We start from the raw sequence: 17374 nt of genomic DNA, 5'->3' as shown, positions 1-17374 counted from the left end.
GGAGGCTGATGTGCCTGAACTGGTACACGCTTCCAACACGCCTGAGAACGCCGCGGTCCTCCGCATCCGCGAGGAAGTCCATCAAGTTAAACGGCAGGCGCCGGCGAATGCCTGCCCAGGCGAGCATCAAGCGATACCAGACCGATGCGTTCCATGCGAATGCGCCCACCGTCCCGAAGAACAGACCGAAAAGGGCGCCGGTAGACACCGTCGAAGGACCTTCGAGGATCGGACCGGGCAGCAGCACGCCGACCACGACACCTACACTGCCGGCGAGAAGCGCCCCACCGACAAGGCCCGCAGCGGATCGAGCCGTGACGGCGAGCAGTCGGTTGTGGACCTCGTTGGCGGACCTGTTGATGTGGCCGCCAGCGAACCCGCCGGCGAGAATGCCAGTTAATCCGCCTGCCACCCATGTTGGCGTCGTGGTGGCTGTGCTGATGGTGGACATGGCGCCGAGAGCCCCGATGACCATCCCCAAGCCGGTAATCCCGAGTCCCGCATAGCCATCGATGGCCAGCTGCCGACGAGGGCTCGACTCGCGAAGAGGGTACGGTCTGCCGACGAATGTGAATCCCACCCCGAGCAGCGCGCCCAGGCTGAGCACAGAAACAGCGAACCTGGTGCCGAAGAGGGGCAGCATCGCGATGCCAACGGCACCACCGGCAGCGAGACCGAGAATCGCTCTGCGGAGCGTGGGCCACGGATCGGTGAAGATCCTCCAACTGAGATGCATCGGGGACGTGGGCAGGTCGGCGTGTGCGAACGCGGTTCCGATCGTGACCGCGGTCACGAGGGTCAACATGGTGACGAACGCGACGGCCTTCGTCGCTCCGAATGCCAGCCCTCCGAGGAGCCCGAAGACCATGCACAGCAAGACACCGGCGGCGAACCGAACCCGCCGCGGCAGATCTCCGGCAAGGTGGAACCACGCGAGGTCGCGGCCGCCACGCCGTTCGATGTGCCGCGCGAGGTAACGCAGCCAACGGTCGGCTTCTTCGAACGAGTACCGTGACCGCGGCGGCCGCCGGTCATCGTCGGCCATCGGGTACACCGAACGAAGATGCTGGCTCAGGAGATAGTTCGCGATGGCCGACGCCGTCGCGAATCGCCGCTTGTCGAGCAGGTCACGGGGATTTGTCGCCGGATCCTGGTAGTGCACGAAGGCGAGCCAGATCATCAGTGGCTTCGACAGTGCTTCGGAAAGCTCACTGGAGCTTTTTCGGAGATCATCGAAGACGGGTAACCAGCGATGGTCGATGGTGCGGAGTCTGTCGTTAATGTAACGGATCGCGTCGCCCGGTTGAACCGCTCGAAGTTCGATGACGTAGGCGGCTGGTAGGACAGTCGCTTCGCGTTCCGCCGTACGCGCGAAAGACTCCGTACGGCTGGTGAGCACGAACGGCTGACCGTTCGCGGTGGCTCGCTTGAGCTCACGGATCGCCGCTGACTGCAACTGTTCAGGCATCTCGTCCAGTCCGTCCAGGAACGGAGTGATGAGCCCATGTGTGATGAGCTTCCGCGCGACGTCCTTGCCGTACTTGCCCTTGTTTTTCAGGCCGGGATAGTCACGAACGAGGCGATCGCTCAGCCACGACCGGAAGTCAACCACCGTTGGATCCCATTCAGCGAGCGAGGTCAAGTAGGGAACGGTGCAGGCCTCCTCGAACCGTCTGCAGAGGCCTTCAAAAAGGACGATCGCCGTCGCGGTCTTGCCAGATCCGGGCGGCCCGAGCACGATGAGCTGCCGCGCCGGGATTCGAAGAAAGAGATCATCGATAGAGAGGATCGTGCCGACGGTGGGGATCTTCGTGGCGCGTTTGTTCCTTCCGTTGACGGTCCTGCGCGGGTTCCAACCGAAGTTCTCCAGTCTCGGCCCGAATCGGTCCGTCGCGGTCCAGGAGATGACGATCGGGCCCGGCACCTCTAGCGGACGGGCGCGGTGGTCGTCGATGGCACGTTCCCATGTATCGGTCAGCAATTCCCGCGACAAGACTCGCAGATATTCATCCGTCGTGCCCTGGTCCGTGGACTGCGAGCCGGTGAGCGCGATCGTGACGACGAGCAGGAGGATCGCCGGGATGGCGGTCCACGTGTAACCCTTCCAGGCTTCCGGCAGAACGCTGGTTGCGATATTGACCGCAGCTGCCAAGAGGGTGGCAAGCAGCAGTGAATAGGTTGCAGTCGTCGCAACCTTCCGCCGGCTCATGCGTCGCCTCCTCTTGCGGTTACGGTCGCCTGTTCCACGGATGTTGCGACACGGAGAGGATCGGTTGATTGCGACTGACCGTGGATCTCAGCGGGTTTCGCTGTGGTGGTCGTGCCCGGCCGACGTGGTCGGGATCGGCGCTTTCGCATGCGTGATCCACAGTAGCGACATCCGTACCGGATTGGAACAGCCCCCGGTTCCGTAGCGACTTGCGGGGGCGCCGCACGCTTCGGGCATGAGGCACGGCGGAGCGTCCACCCCGGAGCCGACCTACGCTCAGCCGGTTTATCGCCGCGCATTGGGCTCTCCGTCGTCATGATTCCGGCGAAGTCAGGTGCGCGCATATCGGCTACTTGTTTCATTGACCTGCGACCGTGGCCCGGCCAGGCTTCGGTCGAGGCGCCCGGGCTGTCGCTCTCATTTCGGCTGCCCGCGCTGGTCTTGTGGCTCTCATTTGGCCTGCGCGGCCCGGGCGTCGCCCCAGAGCGGGGAGAGGCTCAACAGGGGTTTGCTCGGCTCGAAGTAGCGTTGCCCTCCCGGCTCGACAACCCAGGTGGATCGAGCATCGGAGGACGCGGTGAGTGGCACGTCAGATCGTGTGGTCATCGGGATGGACCCGCACAAGCGCTCTGCCACGATCGAGGTCACGGCCGGCGACGAGACCATCGTCGGCGGCGGCCGGTTCGACACCGACCGCGACGGCTACACCGTAATGAGGAAGTACGCCAAGCAGTGGCCGGACCGGGTCTGGGCGATCGAGGGCTGCCAGGGCATCCGCCGGCACATCGCCACCCGGCTACTCGCCGACGGCGAACAGGTCGTCGACGTCCCGCCGAAGCTGTCCGCCAGGGCGCGGGTGTTCGCCACCGGGCAGGGCCGCAAGACCGACGCCACCGACGCCCACTCCATCGCGCTGGTCGGCACCCGCATGGCCGGACTGCGCCCGGTCGTCAACGACGAACAGCTCGCCCTGCTGCGGATCCTGGTCGACCGGCGCCGCTCCCTCGGTGAGGACCACACCCGGATGGTGTCCCAGCTACACCAACTGCTGCTGGAACTCATTCCGGGTGGCGCGAAGAAGAGCCTGTCCGCCGCCCAGGCCAAGGCACTGCTGGCCACGGTCCGACCCCGCGACACGGTCGGCAAAGCCCGGTGCCGGGTCGCCGCGGAGCTGATCGGTGACCTCGAACGCGTCTACCGGCGCTCCAAGGAAGCCGACAAGGAACTGAAAGAAATGATCGCGTCCACCGGCACCACGCTGATGGACCTGCACGGCATCGGACCCTCCGGCGCCGCCCGACTCCTGGTCGAGGTCGGCGACATCACCCGATTCCCCAACCGGGCCCACTTCGCCTCCTGGAACGGCACCGCCCCCATCGACGCATCCTCCGGCGAACGGGTCCGCCACCGGCTCTCCCGCACAGGCGACCGGCAGATCAACCGGCTGCTGCACATCATGGCCACCGTCCAGCTCCGCAACCCCACCGAAGGCCGCGCCTACTTCGACCGCAAAAAAGCTACCGGGAAAACATCGATGGAAGCGATGCGTGCGCTGAAACGACGCCTGTCCGACATCGTCTACCGACAGATGACCGACCACGCCACGACGGCCACGGCGACGGGCCCGGGAGGACAACGGGAGACGACTACTGACTCCAGTGTGACCAGCTCACATCCCCATGCCAGCTCTTCGGAGAAGTCACTTCCCGGACCCGCCACACCCCAGCCTAGAACAACCCTCGCCGCAGCCTCTTGACACAGAGGGGAGCCAGATCCGCGCAGGCGCACGCAACAGTGCAGTTCACGCCTCCCGTCGATACGTAACGTCACAATCAGCGGTCGACACGTCAACCCGGCACCCATACGGCCGCCACACCGGACAAACATGCGGATCGTCGAGAAACAGCCAGCTTCGTCTGGGGGCGAAAGGGTTCCTCGTGGAGTTGGGCGAGACGTCAACCCGGTTGCCACGTCCATGAGAGGACCGACCAATGATGGGGGCCGACATAGTGCCCAGCTACCCCAACGGTGCGCCTAGGTTGATCATGAAAAGGACCGGATCTATGGCCGCTTCCGCACTGGCATCACCGTTGGCGTGGACCTCGAAGTGGAGGTGCGGCCCGGACGAGTGGCCGGTCGACCCGACGACACCGATGGGTTGGCCGACCACGACGTGGTCGCCGACGTCGACCTGCGGTGGTTCGTTCATATGGCAGTACCGGGTGATGATCCCGCCGTCATGATCGATGTCTACGTACCAGCCGCAGCCGCTGGTGAGGCCTGGGTCTCCGTCGCGGTCGCAGCCCCAGTTGCTGCCGTCGCGATTGTCGATGGCGTTGCAGCGTACCCGGCTGACAATGCCGGCGGATGCGGCTCGGATCACGGTGCCGCGTGCGGCGCTGAGGTCCACGCCGTCATGACCGGGCCGGCCTGCGGTGCGGAAGCCCGAGCCGACAGCCGCGAGAACTGGCTGGGTCCAGGGCCCGCTGGCGCCGCCGCAGCTGGCCAGCCGCCCAGTTGGCAATGAACTCCCCCCGCTGGTGATCGTGCCGACAAGTTGAGTGGCTTCCGGCTCCCACTTGGCGTACGCGTCGGGATAGGCGCTGACTTGCACACGTTGGGCTGCCTCGGTAAGCGCCATCGTCTGCCAGCCGGGGATCGTCATCAACTTGGCGTAGAACCTACCGGCGGCGTAGGCCGGGTCGAGAAGTTGCGCGACGGTTCCCCATCCCTGGCTGGGTCGTTGCTGGAACAGTCCGACGGAATCCCGGTCGCCGCCGGGAAGGTTCCGTAGCGTTGATTCCTGCATCGCGGTGGCGACGGCGATCACCCACCCCCGAGTGGGCACGCCCTTGCTGGCTCCGACGGCGGCGATGACGGCAGCGTTGGCTACCTGATTGCGATCCCACCGGCCGACAGCTGGCCATCCTCCGGTCGGCGCTGGGGCGAGCGATCGACCGGGTGTCGCACCAGAGCCGCAGCCGGCGGCAGAGCCTCCCAGCAGGAGGCCGGTACCCGCGAGGCAGACGAATACCACAGTGACGACGGCGGCGAGCAGGGTGGCGAGCGATTGACGACTCACCGCCGACTCCAGCACTCAGGTCGATTGGTGGTGCGGAGACGTGGCTTGATGGTCATGTTTCCTCCACTGGTGAGCAATCGCAGCGGCGCCCAGGAGCTGATCCCGGCGCGTACGGCGAGTCGAAGGGGTCTGACGCTGAGACAGGCAGGTCTACAAACGCAAAAAGGGCCGCATATGCGGCACCAGGAGGTGCGAATCGGGTTCGAGCGGGCGGGCATCGACCGCGAGAGGACAGGCCGGACGCGGATCCCGGGCAGGGTGAACAGGATTGGTTCGGCGGATCAGGATCGGGCGGGAGCCCATTGGCGCGAGGACCAGGCGCGGGTCGCTCTTCGACCTCGAGAATTGGGTCCGCCCAGGTGCGGCCCGGGCCGGCCCCCTCTGCCCTCTACGCAAGTAGGGATGACCCCACCACCGGGACAGAGGGGTACCGACCGGGATAGTCAGGCGGAGCCGGCCCTCCTAGGCACTCAGTGCCCAGAAATCGAGGGTGCCGTCGGCACTTCGGGCGGGTTCTTATGGCTCCCGTTGTCGGAGGACAGCTCGGCTAACCGGCGGGCGATTGGGACGGGGTGGTCGAGCATGCCGACTTGGCCAGCGCGCCGGATCGCCTGGACTGAGCGCACATCGAAGTTGTGTCGCTGCCCGAGGGCACGCATGTCGGTCTCGCCGTCCTTCATGTCCGCCCAGACGGCCTGCCAGCGACGGTAGCGGTCGGCATTCACGGGGATGCGGCGGATCAGGTCGACTGGCCACGGCTGCTCGAGGTCTTCGCCGGGCCCCTGGTCATCGCCGTCGGGCCGCGACACGTCAGGGTCATCCCGCGACACGTCGGGATCGTGTCGCGAAACGTCGTCCGGCCTGTTGTCGTCGTGGTCCGGTGCTCGTCCGGCGATCTCCGGCTCGGAGTGGTGTCGCTTGTCGCTCGTCTGCGGCTCAGTCGGGTCCTCACGTCGCAACGAGTCGGCGGGGTGTTCGAGCATCCGCGACAGCATTTTGATCGCGGCGATGAGCGCGACCGCGGGCCAGCCGGCGATGATCCGAGCGATGACGTCGTCCTCAGCGATGAGGATGTTCGCGCCGAGGCTGACGACACCGCCGGCGGCGAGAGCGATCCACGGGAACGCGCCCGAGGGGCGGCCGGCCCGCCGGTCGGCGAGGATCGCCAAGGTGGCGACGACCTCGATGCCGTCAACCGTAAGCGGGAAGGCGTGCGCTTTCCAGCCGTGCTCACCGCGCGATTCGGCGAGTTCGCGGAGGTGGTCGTAGCTGACCGCGCCGGCGACACCGGCCAGTCCAAGGGTGGTGAGGGTCGCTGCAGTGGTGATGACGATGTCGGTCAGGGATCGTCCCGGTCCGACCGGGCGGGCGGTTCGCCGAAGTACGACGTCAATTGCCGTGACGGCGACGGCGACGGCGATGCCCACGAGGACGAGTCGGATGTCCATCAGCGGCCCGCCCGTCGTAGCGACGGTGGGAACCTGGTTTCACGGGTAGGTCGGACGCCGCGGCGCGGAGTGTCGGGTGTCGTGACACATCCTTGCCAGGGCATCGTCCACCCCCCGGCGCCGGCTGCGGGGCCGCTGTCCTCCGGGCGGTCCGGGGTCGGACCGGCGACGTGTCGACACGGGGTCGCGGCGCTAGGCAGGCGGGGCACGGTGGCGACGAGCTGGCCGCGCGTTCGGGTGTTCAATCGCATCAGGTTGCGCCTTCCAGAAGGGCGGTGCCGGCGCCTCCAGGGGCGCCGGCACCGCACATCGGTGTGATCCGGCGCCCAGGGGCGCACCCGGTGGTGCGTCACCCCGGGTGCGGGCGTGGAGAACGCGGTCGTCAGTCGGTGCCGAAGTCGTACTCGCGGTGGTGGACGGGCACCACGTCGACCGCGCGGATCTTGTCGGTGTGGGCGCGTGCGACCTCGAGGCGGTCCAAGTCGGTCGCTACGACATCGACCGCGACGGAGATGGCACCTCGTGGATCGAGGGCCTTGACTTCGACGACGAGTGGCACCACGAAGACGATCCGATAACGGGAACCTCGCTCGCCGCTGACGTTGCTGGTCGGCGGCGTCTCATCGAGCGCGCGCAGCCGTAACTGCCACTGTTTGGTCGGGTGGACGGATGCGTCCCGTAGGCAACGAAGTTCGACGCGGAGGAGACGCTCCGCCGCAGCTACGGCCTCGTCGCTGTTGTCCGCGTCGGTCTCGATGGCAAGCGGGGTGTGAACAGTGGCTTCGAAGTGGGTCCGCAGTGGCGGCGGCATGGTCAGGTAGCGCAGAGCATCGTTCGCGTCCGGAACGATAAGTGCTCCGGTGTTGACCGCGAAGATGATCCAGCGCCGCACCAGGTCGACGAACTGCCGGTAGCGTTCCTCGATGGCCGCACCGCTGTCGCGGATCTCGTGATCGGCCAGGGTGAGTGCGCCACGAAGCGCGGCGATCAGATCGGTGTCAGCTTGCCGGACGAGGACCATCTGCTGGGCGACGAGGTCGGCGGCGGCGCGGACTGCGTCCACATCGGGGGCGACGGTGCGGGAGTGCTGGAAGCCGGCATACAGCAGGTCGAGGATCTCCTCGGCGCCCCAACGGTGTTGCTGCATGACGGTGGCAGCGGCCGAGTCAGTCGGTGGGTTGATCACGGTGCTGCTCCCCTCCTGATCGCGGCGGATCATGGGTGGTCCGTGTGCTGGGCAGCCCAGGTCTGCCAGTCCTCGAGGACGGACGGGGGGATGCCCGCGCGGAGACCGTCGAGGACGAGCAGTGCCATCCCGTAGCTCGGATCCGCCGTCAGAGCGCGATGCGCCGCAATGTCGGCCAGCGCACCATTCCCCTGCAGCCAGGCGGTGAAGGCCAGCAGACTGGCTGGCGCCGCAACCAGGTCCGGGTCGGCCCGCCGGGTGAGGTCCCGCCACAGTTCGAGGTGCCACTCCTCGCGGCTGGCGGTCAGCCAGGCATGGTCCCGAACGGCGATGGTGCTGAGTAGCGTGGTGAGCCAGGCGACCTCGTCATCAGTGCACCGCTGGCCGCTCCGGTACCGGTTGGCCGCCTCCGTCAACGCTGCCTGTCCTTCGGCCTCGACGGCGCTGAGACTGGCCGGTAGGTCCACCAGCCGTCGGCGGGCACGGTCGGTTGCTTCGGTCATGGCGGCACGGAGGGCACCGCCTACGGGTGCGATGGAGGCCGCGAGGCTCGCGCGGTCCGCGAACGGGCTGGATCCGGATACCACAGCCCGTACCGACAGCGGGCTGGCGACCGCGTCGAACGGCGTGCCCTCGGGTGAGCAGCACGTCGGGTTGTCGCACAGGTAGGACCAGTACCGGTCATCGGTGACGCGTAGGGCGTCGTACACCTGCAGGCCGGCGACGGTGAGTACCGCACGGGCAGCATCGACCGCCGGCGTCGCGAGATCTTCCGGCCCGTAGGCGGCAATCACCACATGGGTCGCGTGGACCTGGTCGAGGGCCGGCAACGCCTGGGCGATGTCGTCCACTCCAGCGGGCAGATCTCCCCGGGTGACAAGGGCGACCTTCGTCCCGGCGATCGCGATCAGGACGATGCTGTTCGTCGGGTGGAATCCGACCAGGTGCGGCACGGCAGCGAGCATCTCTGCGGCCGAACGCACCGGCAGGATGGAGTTATCGGGGCTGGTCATCATGTTTCCTTCCGATTCGGATCCACCGCGCGAGAGCGGGTGGACTGGTGTGGGATTGCGCGGCCTGATCGAGTTCGGTCAGGTGTTGGCGTGCGCGTATGGCTCCGCCGGGAGCGCGCGCGAGCGCGGGCGTGTGTTCAGGTCCGGGTACGGACAAAGGTGCGCGGTGACGGCTGCGCGCAGAGAGATGTCTTTTCGCCGGACGAAGCCAGGTGCGCACGCCTGCGGCGCGCCGCCCGTCGGCACGAGCGGAATCACGGCCGGGGCGGAATGATTTCCACGTGCAGGTCACCGGTGAAGCCGGTGGCGAAGGTCATCCGGAGTCGGTTCATGTCCAGGCGCTGAATTTCTCGAAGTCCGTTGCGGTCGGTCATCCAGCGTGAGCAGCGCATCGCATTGCCGATCTCCGCGACGACCAGATCGAGGTCGGGCGCGATCGGCGGAATCGGGTCCAGACCCAGGTGGCGACGGCTGTCGGCGGCCCAGATTTCGTCGGTGGTGATCCAGTGACCGTCGCGGTGTCGGAACTCCACAGCGTCGGCGGGCGCGTTCTGTGCCCGGGCCAGGTCGAGCAGGTAGGCCAGGTAGTCGGGGGCAGAGCCGCGCAGGCGGCCCCAGGCACGGATGTACGGGTAGTCCTCGTTACCGCCAGAGGCTTCGTCAGTCATCGAGGTTGGTCCTTTCAGAGCGAGCGGCCCGGGACCGCGAGCGGGTCTGCTGCACCGATAGGTGACAGTTTCAGTCACGCGGCCTGACTGGCCGGTCGGGTCATGATGGTCTCGTACTCGACGGGGGTCAACCGGGACAGGGATCGTTGGCGTCGGCGGCGGTGGTAGGTCCGTTCGATCCAGGTCACGATCGCGGTCCTCAACTGCTGCCGGGTGGTCCAGGTGCGGCGGTCGAGGACGTTGTTCTGCAGCAGGCCGAAGAACGACTCCATGGCAGCGTTGTCGCCGGCGGCGCCGACCCTGCCCATCGACCCGGTCACGTGGTGCTGGTGGAGAGCGTGGACGAACTTTCGGCTCCGGAATTGCGACCCGCGGTCGGTGTGCAGCACGCAGCCGGCCACGTCACCACGGCGGGCTACGGCGTTGTGCAGGGCGTTGACGGCCAGCCTCGACTTCATCCGTGAGTCGATGGAGTAGCCGACGATCCGGTTGGACCACACGTCCTTGATCGCGCACAGGTAGAGCTTTCCCTCGCCGGTGCGGTGCTCGGTGATGTCGGCCAGCCACAACCGGTTCGGGCCGTCGGCGGTGAAGTCCCGCTGGACCAGGTCGTCGTGTACCGGTGGACCGACCTTGCCGCCCTTGCCCCGACGCTTTTTGCTGAACGCGCTCCACCAGCCCATACCGGAGCAGATCTTCCAGGCGGTGCGCTCGACCATCGGCTGGCCGGCAGCGCGGGCCTCGTCGGCCAGGAACCGGTAGCCGAACTCCGGGTCGTCGCGATGGGCGTCGAACAACGCGTCCGCCCGATACGCCGCTACCAGGTCGGCGTCGGTGACACGGTGGGCACGCCACCGGTAGTAGGGCTGACGAGCGATGTTCAATACCCGGCACGTCACCGCCACGGGGATCCCGTCGGCGGCCAGCTCGCTCACGAGCGGGTAGAGCCTTTTCCCGGCAGATGCGCCTGCGACAAGTAGGCTGCGGCCCGGCGCAGGACCTCGTTCTCCTGCTCCAACAACCTGATCCGCTTACGCGCCTCGCGCAGCTCGGCCGACTCGCTGCTGGACGTCCCAGGGGTGGCGCCGGCGTCGACGTCGGCCTGGCGCAGCCACTTGAACAAGGTCATCGGGTGCACGCCGAAGTCCTTGGCGATCTGCTCGACCGTCACGCCTGGCTCGCGGTCACGAGCGACCCGCACGACGTCATCGCGGAACTCTCGGGGGTAGGGCTTGGGCACAGCGACATCCTTCCAGCTCGCCGTCAGGGCAAGCCATCTCAGATGTCACCTATCGGTGCAGCAGACCCAGCGGCGATCCCGGGCTGCGAGGTCGGCTAGTTGTGCTGGCCAGCACCGCCCCTGGCCGGATGGCAGCGCCTGGTAGTGCGATGGCGCAACCGGGGCGGCATTCGGTTGAGCCAGTGGGGGGGGGTTTCGCGAGGTGCTCAGTAGGTCTTGGGTGTTCGGCTCGCGGCGCCTGCTGCGGGTGTTTCAGGCCGTCAACGACGCCTGACTTCCTTGGCGCTCTCTAGGCGGAGCGCTTCCACGGCGGCGGTGACTGCCGCCTCGAGCGTGTCGAACGATGCAGCGCGCGCCCCGCCGTCGATGTAGAGCGGGAAGTCGACCCCGGTGATGCGGTTGTGGACGCGTACGTACCAGCCGAATTTGCCGTTGGGTGGGGACAGGTAGCTGGTGGCGTTGACAGCCGGTGCATCGATGGCGACGACGCACCGGGCACTGTCGGTCTGATGGCGGCGGGCGGCCCACCCTTCGGGAACGAGCCGTTGCGCCTCTGGCAGATGCTCGTTGACGAGGTCGACGGACTGGGCAATGTCCCGCTCGTTCTCCGCCGCGCGCCGACGATGTTCGTGATCGGCGAAGCTGACCCGGGTGCCCGACTCGGCATCGATGACGAGGTACGTCTCGCAGGCTTCGCACCACGGCAGGCCGTGGCGCCGCAATCTGCTGAGGGTCTGGCACCGCGAGCAGGCGATGTCAGTCATGAAGGTGACCCCGCCCTTCGGCGACCTGCTCGATGACCGCGACGATCAGGGCGGCGACCTCCGTCGGGCTGGTGTGGTCCGGCACCGCGATGGTCCAGGCGTCGTCGTCCGGTCCAATCTGGAACTCGCTCGTGTCGGCGACCGGCTCCCGGTGATCGGGTTTTGCGAACCAGCCGGGGCCGGCGGTGACCGCCCAGCGGGCATCCCCGTTCTGGTCGGTGTGTTGGCTTCCGGCGTAGATGGTGGCGGTATTGCCGCCCGAGTGGTCGATGTGTGCGTGATGGCCGTGCCTTGCGATCTCGACGACCACGGCCTGCATGTCGAAGCGGGTGGGCTGCTGCCCGTCATTGAAGGCGTCGCGTAGTTCGGGGAGCAGGCCGTTGTCGACTTGCTCCGGCAGCACGACCCTCTGGCTACGTCGGGCGGCCGCCCACAGTTCGTCGTCGGAGGGCAGCGGGGTGCCGTTCCTGGCATTGATCTCGCCCGCTTCCCTGACGAACTCGAGCAGGTCGAGCCAGTTCGGGAAGGCGTTCATGTCGTCGTTCGCTCGGGTGAGCGTCGCTCGGCCAGGTGTCCGACGACGTCGGTGATGTCACGGACCAGACGCACCCGAGGCGTCTCGCGCAGCGCCTCGTGACAGCCGACGGAAAGGGCGGAGGTCACCGGACCAGGCACCGCCATCACAGGTCGGCCGAGGGCATCGGCCTGCGCAAGAACGGTCCGGGCGCCGCGGCGGAGGGCGGCCTCCACGAGCACGCAACCGCCGGACATCGCCGCCAGATAGGCCCCGTTGACGGCGACGCGGCTTCGGTACGGTGCGCTGCCGGGCGGCCAGGCGCTGATGAGAAAGACCCGCTCGAATAGCGCTGAATTACCCTGCGGGTGGGGACGGTCGAGTCCAGCGGGATTGATCGCGACGGCCAGGTGGCCAGCCGTCAGTGCGCCGCGAAGCGCTGCGGCGTCGACGCCGTACCCACCGGTGTTGAAGATGGTCCAACCGTTCTCGGCGAGGCCGTGGCCGAGTTCTGCGGCGACATGCTGCCCGTAGCTGGTGGCCGCGCGGGCTCCGATTACCGCAACAGACCGGTGCAGCGTTTCTACGAGGGGCTGTGCGCCGCGAACCCACAGACACGGCGGTGGGGCGGGCAGCCGGACATCGTCGTCGGTGGCGTCGCGATGCTGGTTCAGGTCCTCCAGCGCCGTGGGCCACTCTGCGTCCTGCGGGATGACGATCCGCGCACCGATCCGTTCGGTGTCGACAACGATCCTGGTGGCGACCTGCCGCAGACCGGCTGCACCCAACTGTTCGGCAGCTGCGGAACGTGCCTCAGCCTGCGGCAGGTGGCCGGCGATCAACCGGTGGAGGACCGCTTCCGGGCCCTCATCGTGAATCATGGTGTAGACGAGTCGGTCACCGACAATGGTCAGCCGGGCCAGGACAGCGCGGGCGATTCTTGGGTCGTCGATGGTGCTCATGTCAGCTTCTGTCTCCTTCCGGGTCAGGGGATGCGTGGGCTGGCGATGCCAGGCCACGCGTTCCGGATGGAAGTTGTTGGGCCTGGGCGCGGCACTTCGCCGCGCCCAGGCGCGGTCATGTCGGGACCGCCGGAGGTACGGCCGGCGGGAGGTCTGGGTCGAGGTGAGCAGCATCGTCAGAGGCGGCAGGCGGAATCAGCGCGAGCTCAACCTGCGGAAGTGGCTGCCCTTCGAGGGCGCTCGGTCGCGGGAGTGTGGCGGCGAGGCCCCTGTACGGCTATCGGCGCGAGTGGCACGGTCGCCCTGCGCGAAGCGGTCGGTGTCAGTGGCCCCCGAGCGAGCCGAGACCGGTCGCGGAGATGACGACCAGGGCAACGACGTGGAGGCTGACCAGGGCAAGGACGTGGACTGCGGGATGCAATCCACGGCGCAGACAACGCCGCAGGAAGCCGCTCTTGGTCTCGGGGGCGATGTGCTTGGGCATCAGCAGATTCCTCTCAGCTGGCCGCGCTTGCGGACGAAACGCGACTGGGAAGGTCTGGGTCACGGACACCTACGTCCGAAGCGGGACGGTCCGTAGTTCGGTTCGTTGACGGGCGGGCGGCGATCCAGCTCCGGAGCTGGCTCCCGTGGCACTCGGAGCCACGGGAGTGCCCGGCTCTCCTGTCCGTTCACGACTGCTCGCTGGCGGCGTCGATGGCTGCTGATATGCGCCGAGCCAGTTCCGCGTACTTGGCCATCTCTGCTTCCGCGAAAGCAGCCGTACGGTCGAGTCCTTCGGCGGTGGGTGTGACGTCGATCGTCTCGGCGGGTGCAGTGGATGCCGCGGAATCGCTCGGCTCGGCCTGAAGCACGGCCGCCCACCGGTCGTAGGCGAGCCAGAGGGCGTTCGCGATGGTGGCCGCCTCGTCGAGCGAGCAGACCAGCCTCGTCGTCGGGGCGGTGCCGTCGGTCGCCCGGGCCGCCGTGTCGCGGTCGGGCTCGACATCCCGGCGGCGCACCTGAGGTCGGGTGCCGTCCAACCCCGGCACGCCGTCGCGGTCGGCGTTGTAGATGAGCGTCTGGTTGCCCGCGCGCTTGGCGGTGAACATGGCGGCGTCGGCCTGGGCCAGGGCATACCGGGCGTTACCACCGCCGCTAAGGGCGATGCCGACGCTGACCCGAAGTTGCATCCGCCGTCCTGCGACGACCACTGGTCTAACAAGGGCCACGCGGATCGCGTCGCGCAGCGCCGTGGCGTCCCCGCGAGGCACGAGGATCATGAATTCGTCGCCTCCGGTACGAGAAACCTGCGCTCCAGCGCTGACGGAGGCGGCGGCGTGGAGCAGGCGGACGGCGATGGCCTTCAGGTATTGGTCGCCGGCGGCGTGCCCGCCGTTGGCGTTGACTGTGTGGAGGCCGTCGGCGTCGGCGAAGGCGATGGTCAGCGGTGCCGCCACCGCGGTGGCGGCGGCGATGGCCCGCTCGGCGAGGGCCCGGTTGGGTAGTCCCGTGAGCGGGTCGGTTTGGGCCGCGAGGAGTTCTCGCCGCAGCTGCTCCTCAAGAGCGGCACCAGCGGCAATTCGGCCTTCCAGTTCTTCCTCGCGGGCTTGGGCCGCAGCGAGTCTCCGATGTTGCCGGATGAGCCGGGTCGTCGCGATGATGCCAACCGGAATCCAGCTCTGCATGGCGATGAGCACCGCCAGCGCGAGATGGCCGTACGCCGCCAGGACGGCAACTGGCGCGGTCGCGAGGATCGCGACGATGGTGATCGTGGCCGTCGTGCGAAGCAGATCACCTCTGTCGGTGGATCCCGCATCGGATTTAGACATAGATTGGCTCCTTCATCGAGGAGCTCCGGGGGCGGGCCGCTGTCGTAGGCGAGGCCCGCCCCCGGGCCTTTGGGGTGGGTACCAGCCCTTGGTGGGCCTTGCCTGACGGAGGCCAGCTCGGAAGATCCGCCGCTCAGGGTGCCGCGCGGCGTGCCCGCACCTGCGACCGCTGCTGCAGGTGCGAGAGCATTGGGCAGTCTCGTGACCGGATGTCGGCCGCCGCTGTCAGTCGAGGTCGTCGAGGTCGATGTCCTCGTCGCTGACCTGGGCACCTTCGCGGCGCAGGTCGTACTCGTCGAAGTCCAGGTCCCCGCCACACAGGTTGGCGCGCAGCTCGTCCTCAGCACGGTCGTAGGCGTCTTCCTCGCCGGTCGCGCGTACCCGGACGGTGACCGGGACGAGTAGCTCGACGCTGTACTCCACGGGAAGGGTGGTGATCCCCAGCCGTTCCAGGGCGTAGTTCGTGCCCGACAGGCAGATCTCACGGTTGTTGACGGCACGGGCCGCCCTACGGCGTACGTCATTGCTGAACTCGTCGCGAGCGTGTTGCCTGGCGATGGCCTCGGCCGCGGCGGCCTCGGCAGTCGTCCTGGCGGTGGCGACCGCCGCGGTGAGTAGGTGGTGGGCCGTCTCGTCGGTGGGCGTGGCGGGCATCGGCCCGTAGCCGGCGGCGAGGAGGGCCGCGACCCTGCTCAGCCACGCCGGTGTGTCGGCAGACCCATTCGTTGCTTGCCAGGCCGCAGCGAGCATCTCCTCGATGACGGCGGTGTGGATCATCAGGTCGGTGGCGGCCGGCCCGCTCTCCGGATCTGCAGCAGCCGAGGTTGCGGGGTTCTGGGCGTCGAGCAGCTCGACGGTGTCGGTCATGATCGTGTTACCTCCTCTGGCTGAGACAAAGAACGCCGCCCCTGTTGGGACGGCGACGAATCGTTCGGTTGGTCGGGACGGCGATCGCGGTCACTCATTGGTGACGGAGACGACCTCCACCTCGTCAGCGCTGAAGAGTGGCCGGCGGGGCAGCCGGGGCAACTCCTCGCTGAGTTCGCTGACGGCCAGGCGGACTGCCTCGTCGTCGTCGACCGCGGAGATGCAGAAGGTGATCGGCACGCGAAGGGTGACCACGTGGTCCGAGGGGATCGGCGGCAGGCCCCAGTCGGCCAACGCCTCGCTGAGGCTCTCCTCGAAGTCGGGGTTCTCGCCGAGAGTGCCGAGCCCGGCTGTACGTACGCCGAGTTGCAGCCGACGCAGGCCGGTGCGGTGCTCGACCGCCTCGTGGCGTGCGCGGTCGGCCCGTGCTCGGGCCTGAAGCAGATCCTCGATCAACCGGGCGTGACAGACGCTGCGGTCATCGCCGTTGGTGTGGTCGTGCTTGCAAGCGGCGACGGATCCGTCGCTGGCGGGGCTGCTGGCCGCAGCGAGGAAGGCGGTCAGCAGGTCATCGGGCATCGACTCGCCGGTAACCTCCCGCCATGCCTGGGCAGCCGTGCAGCTGAGCCGCCCGATGTCCCCGGAGAACGCTTCGGTCATGGGTGCCTTCCCTTCGTCGACGCCCGCGCTGAGGTAGGGGCAGGAATGGAGATAGAGGTCGGTGTCTGAGGCCAGGACGGCAACGGACGACGGAACACAGCGACAGCCTGGCCACCGGTCGCATCGGTGGTAGCGACGGCCCGGACGTCGTTGTCGAACAGATCCCGCTCCAGGGCTTCGAGGTCGATGTAGCGCCGGGGCATTCCGAGACGTTCCAGCGCCGCGGCCCAGCCGCGATCGACCAGGTGCTTCTCGGCGTAGTCCGAGCGGTGCGGGAAGAGGCCGACGAAGTCGGCGGTGAAAATCGCCGGTAGTTCCTCACCGGGTACGTCTGCGTCGACGCCGCCACTCGACGCGAGCCAGTCGCCGACCGCAGCCAACGGCAGCTGATGGGTTGAGGCGATCCGACGCATCGCGCACAGCACCGGAAGCGGCAGCCGGTGTGAGTCGCGGCCGTACCGGCCAAAGCCGTGCGCGTCGAGGACTACCACCTCCGCTGCGGCATTGACCGGAAGCACCTTCGCGATGCTGGCCCGGGCTACGGTGAGGTCGCCGTCGAGGAGGACGGCTGCGGACGAGGTCAGATCGTCGGCGGGCGCGATACGGACGGCCCCCACCTGGCTCATCACCGACTGGACGACGGCGTCCTCGCTCTCCGCCCGGGCATCGGCGAGCGCGACCAGCACCCATCGGGCAAGGTTGGACAATGCCTGCACCGCCAACCGCTGGTGCCGGGCCGGCGTTCCGTCGAGTACGAGATCAGGAGTGACGACGCTGGCGCGGACCGTGCACCACGCCACCGGAAGATCGCCGGAGTAGACCAGGTACACAGGGGTTTCCCCGTCTATGACCCCAGCGGTCCGAGCCCTTATCGAGGCGCCCAGCACCGCAGCCTGCGCCGGTGGCAGTGTGTCGACCTTTAGTGGTGGTGAGGTGCGGTACCTGTCCGC

At 67.7% G+C, this 17374-nt stretch carries 17 protein-coding genes; 1 reads left to right on the top strand and 16 read right to left on the bottom strand.

Annotated features, from left to right (window positions below):
• Together ACN269_RS32210 and ACN269_RS32205 are read right to left on the bottom strand one after the other, a co-directional pair.
• A partial coding sequence (locus ACN269_RS32210) for a hypothetical protein (protein ID WP_421476144.1) occupies positions 1-2209 on the bottom strand: 2209 nt, incomplete at its 3' end.
• A gap of 450 nt (positions 2210-2659) precedes the next feature.
• Positions 2660-2815 (bottom strand): hypothetical protein, encoded by a 156-nt coding sequence (locus ACN269_RS32205; RefSeq protein WP_421470353.1) that lies wholly within the window; start codon positions 2813-2815, stop codon positions 2660-2662.
• Between the two features lie 4 nt (positions 2816-2819).
• On the opposite strand from ACN269_RS32205, the gene ACN269_RS32200 reads away from it, so the two are divergent.
• Positions 2820-3965, top strand: coding sequence for an IS110 family transposase (locus ACN269_RS32200; protein ID WP_421470352.1), 1146 nt, complete (start codon positions 2820-2822; stop codon positions 3963-3965).
• A gap of 261 nt (positions 3966-4226) precedes the next feature.
• Here the strand turns inward: ACN269_RS32200 and ACN269_RS32195 are convergent, their stop codons facing one another.
• The 14 genes from ACN269_RS32195 to ACN269_RS32130 form a co-directional block, all read right to left on the bottom strand.
• Complete coding sequence (locus ACN269_RS32195; RefSeq protein WP_421470351.1) at positions 4227-5291, bottom strand: M23 family metallopeptidase; 1065 nt, start codon at positions 5289-5291, stop codon at positions 4227-4229.
• A 470-nt stretch (positions 5292-5761) separates the two neighbouring features.
• Entirely contained in the window at positions 5762-6718 is a 957-nt protein-coding gene (locus ACN269_RS32190; RefSeq protein ID WP_421470350.1) for a DUF2637 domain-containing protein, read from the bottom strand.
• A gap of 403 nt (positions 6719-7121) precedes the next feature.
• Positions 7122-7958 (bottom strand): hypothetical protein, encoded by an 837-nt coding sequence (locus ACN269_RS32185; RefSeq protein WP_421470349.1) that lies wholly within the window; start codon positions 7956-7958, stop codon positions 7122-7124.
• Positions 7955-8938 (bottom strand): DUF4192 domain-containing protein, encoded by a 984-nt coding sequence (locus ACN269_RS32180; protein WP_421470348.1) that lies wholly within the window; start codon positions 8936-8938, stop codon positions 7955-7957. Before ACN269_RS32180 ends, ACN269_RS32185 begins: the two co-directional genes overlap by 4 nt.
• Positions 8939-9192: 254 nt before the next feature.
• Entirely contained in the window at positions 9193-9606 is a 414-nt protein-coding gene (locus ACN269_RS32175; RefSeq protein ID WP_421470347.1) for a hypothetical protein, read from the bottom strand.
• A 74-nt stretch (positions 9607-9680) separates the two neighbouring features.
• Positions 9681-10846 (bottom strand): IS3 family transposase gene (locus tag ACN269_RS32170; protein WP_421471394.1). Its coding sequence is split into 2 segments (ribosomal slippage): positions 9681-10559 and positions 10562-10846, totalling 1164 coding nucleotides; the frame shifts between segments, so codons are not numbered across the junction.
• 260 nt (positions 10847-11106) lie between these two features.
• Positions 11107-11610 (bottom strand): hypothetical protein, encoded by a 504-nt coding sequence (locus tag ACN269_RS32165; protein ID WP_421470346.1) that lies wholly within the window; start codon positions 11608-11610, stop codon positions 11107-11109.
• Positions 11603-12145, bottom strand: a complete 543-nt coding sequence (locus ACN269_RS32160) for an MBL fold metallo-hydrolase (protein ID WP_421470345.1) — start codon at positions 12143-12145, stop codon at positions 11603-11605. The genes ACN269_RS32165 and ACN269_RS32160 overlap by 8 nt, the downstream gene beginning before the upstream one ends.
• Positions 12142-13086 (bottom strand): DNA-processing protein DprA, encoded by a 945-nt coding sequence (locus ACN269_RS32155; RefSeq protein WP_421470344.1) that lies wholly within the window; start codon positions 13084-13086, stop codon positions 12142-12144. Before ACN269_RS32155 ends, ACN269_RS32160 begins: the two co-directional genes overlap by 4 nt.
• Positions 13087-13408: 322 nt before the next feature.
• Complete coding sequence (locus ACN269_RS32150) at positions 13409-13570, bottom strand: hypothetical protein (protein ID WP_421470343.1); 162 nt, start codon at positions 13568-13570, stop codon at positions 13409-13411.
• Between the two features lie 187 nt (positions 13571-13757).
• A complete protein-coding gene (locus tag ACN269_RS32145) occupies positions 13758-14897 on the bottom strand; it encodes a GGDEF domain-containing protein (RefSeq protein WP_421470342.1) in 1140 nt (379 codons plus the stop codon).
• Positions 14898-15122: 225 nt separating this feature from the next.
• Entirely contained in the window at positions 15123-15764 is a 642-nt protein-coding gene (locus ACN269_RS32140) for a hypothetical protein (RefSeq protein WP_421470341.1), read from the bottom strand.
• A 90-nt stretch (positions 15765-15854) separates the two neighbouring features.
• Positions 15855-16424: a hypothetical protein gene (locus tag ACN269_RS32135; protein ID WP_421470340.1), complete on the bottom strand. Its 570-nt coding sequence runs from the start codon at positions 16422-16424 to the stop codon at positions 15855-15857.
• The gene (locus ACN269_RS32130) at positions 16421-17311 is read right to left on the bottom strand and encodes a hypothetical protein (RefSeq protein WP_421470339.1); all 891 of its coding nucleotides are present in this window, start codon (positions 17309-17311) and stop codon (positions 16421-16423) included. The genes ACN269_RS32135 and ACN269_RS32130 overlap by 4 nt, the downstream gene beginning before the upstream one ends.
• Between the last annotated feature and the right edge of the window lie 63 nt (positions 17312-17374).

Origin of the sequence: Micromonospora sp. WMMD736, assembly GCF_049179015.1 — a bacterium.
Taxonomy (GTDB): domain Bacteria; phylum Actinomycetota; class Actinomycetes; order Mycobacteriales; family Micromonosporaceae; genus Micromonospora.
Note: the sequence above shows the minus strand (reverse complement) of the source record. Positions and strands in the feature narration are given on the sequence as shown.

Excerpts from the sequence above, each read along its gene's own strand:
- ACN269_RS32205 (WP_421470353.1), bottom strand. The coding sequence starts at position 2,815 with ATGACCACACGATCTGACGTGCCACTCACCGCGTCCTCCGATGCTCGA.
- ACN269_RS32200 (WP_421470352.1), top strand. The coding sequence starts at position 2,820 with ATGGACCCGCACAAGCGCTCTGCCACGATCGAGGTCACGGCCGGCGAC.
- ACN269_RS32185 (WP_421470349.1), bottom strand. The coding sequence starts at position 7,958 with ATGATCCGCCGCGATCAGGAGGGGAGCAGCACCGTGATCAACCCACCG.
- ACN269_RS32180 (WP_421470348.1), bottom strand. The coding sequence starts at position 8,938 with ATGACCAGCCCCGATAACTCCATCCTGCCGGTGCGTTCGGCCGCAGAG.
- ACN269_RS32175 (WP_421470347.1), bottom strand. The coding sequence starts at position 9,606 with ATGACTGACGAAGCCTCTGGCGGTAACGAGGACTACCCGTACATCCGT.
- ACN269_RS32165 (WP_421470346.1), bottom strand. The coding sequence starts at position 11,610 with ATGACTGACATCGCCTGCTCGCGGTGCCAGACCCTCAGCAGATTGCGG.
- ACN269_RS32160 (WP_421470345.1), bottom strand. The coding sequence starts at position 12,145 with ATGAACGCCTTCCCGAACTGGCTCGACCTGCTCGAGTTCGTCAGGGAA.
- ACN269_RS32155 (WP_421470344.1), bottom strand. The coding sequence starts at position 13,086 with ATGAGCACCATCGACGACCCAAGAATCGCCCGCGCTGTCCTGGCCCGG.
- ACN269_RS32150 (WP_421470343.1), bottom strand. The coding sequence starts at position 13,570 with ATGCCCAAGCACATCGCCCCCGAGACCAAGAGCGGCTTCCTGCGGCGT.
- ACN269_RS32145 (WP_421470342.1), bottom strand. The coding sequence starts at position 14,897 with ATGTCTAAATCCGATGCGGGATCCACCGACAGAGGTGATCTGCTTCGC.
- ACN269_RS32140 (WP_421470341.1), bottom strand. The coding sequence starts at position 15,764 with ATGACCGACACCGTCGAGCTGCTCGACGCCCAGAACCCCGCAACCTCG.
- ACN269_RS32135 (WP_421470340.1), bottom strand. The coding sequence starts at position 16,424 with ATGACCGAAGCGTTCTCCGGGGACATCGGGCGGCTCAGCTGCACGGCT.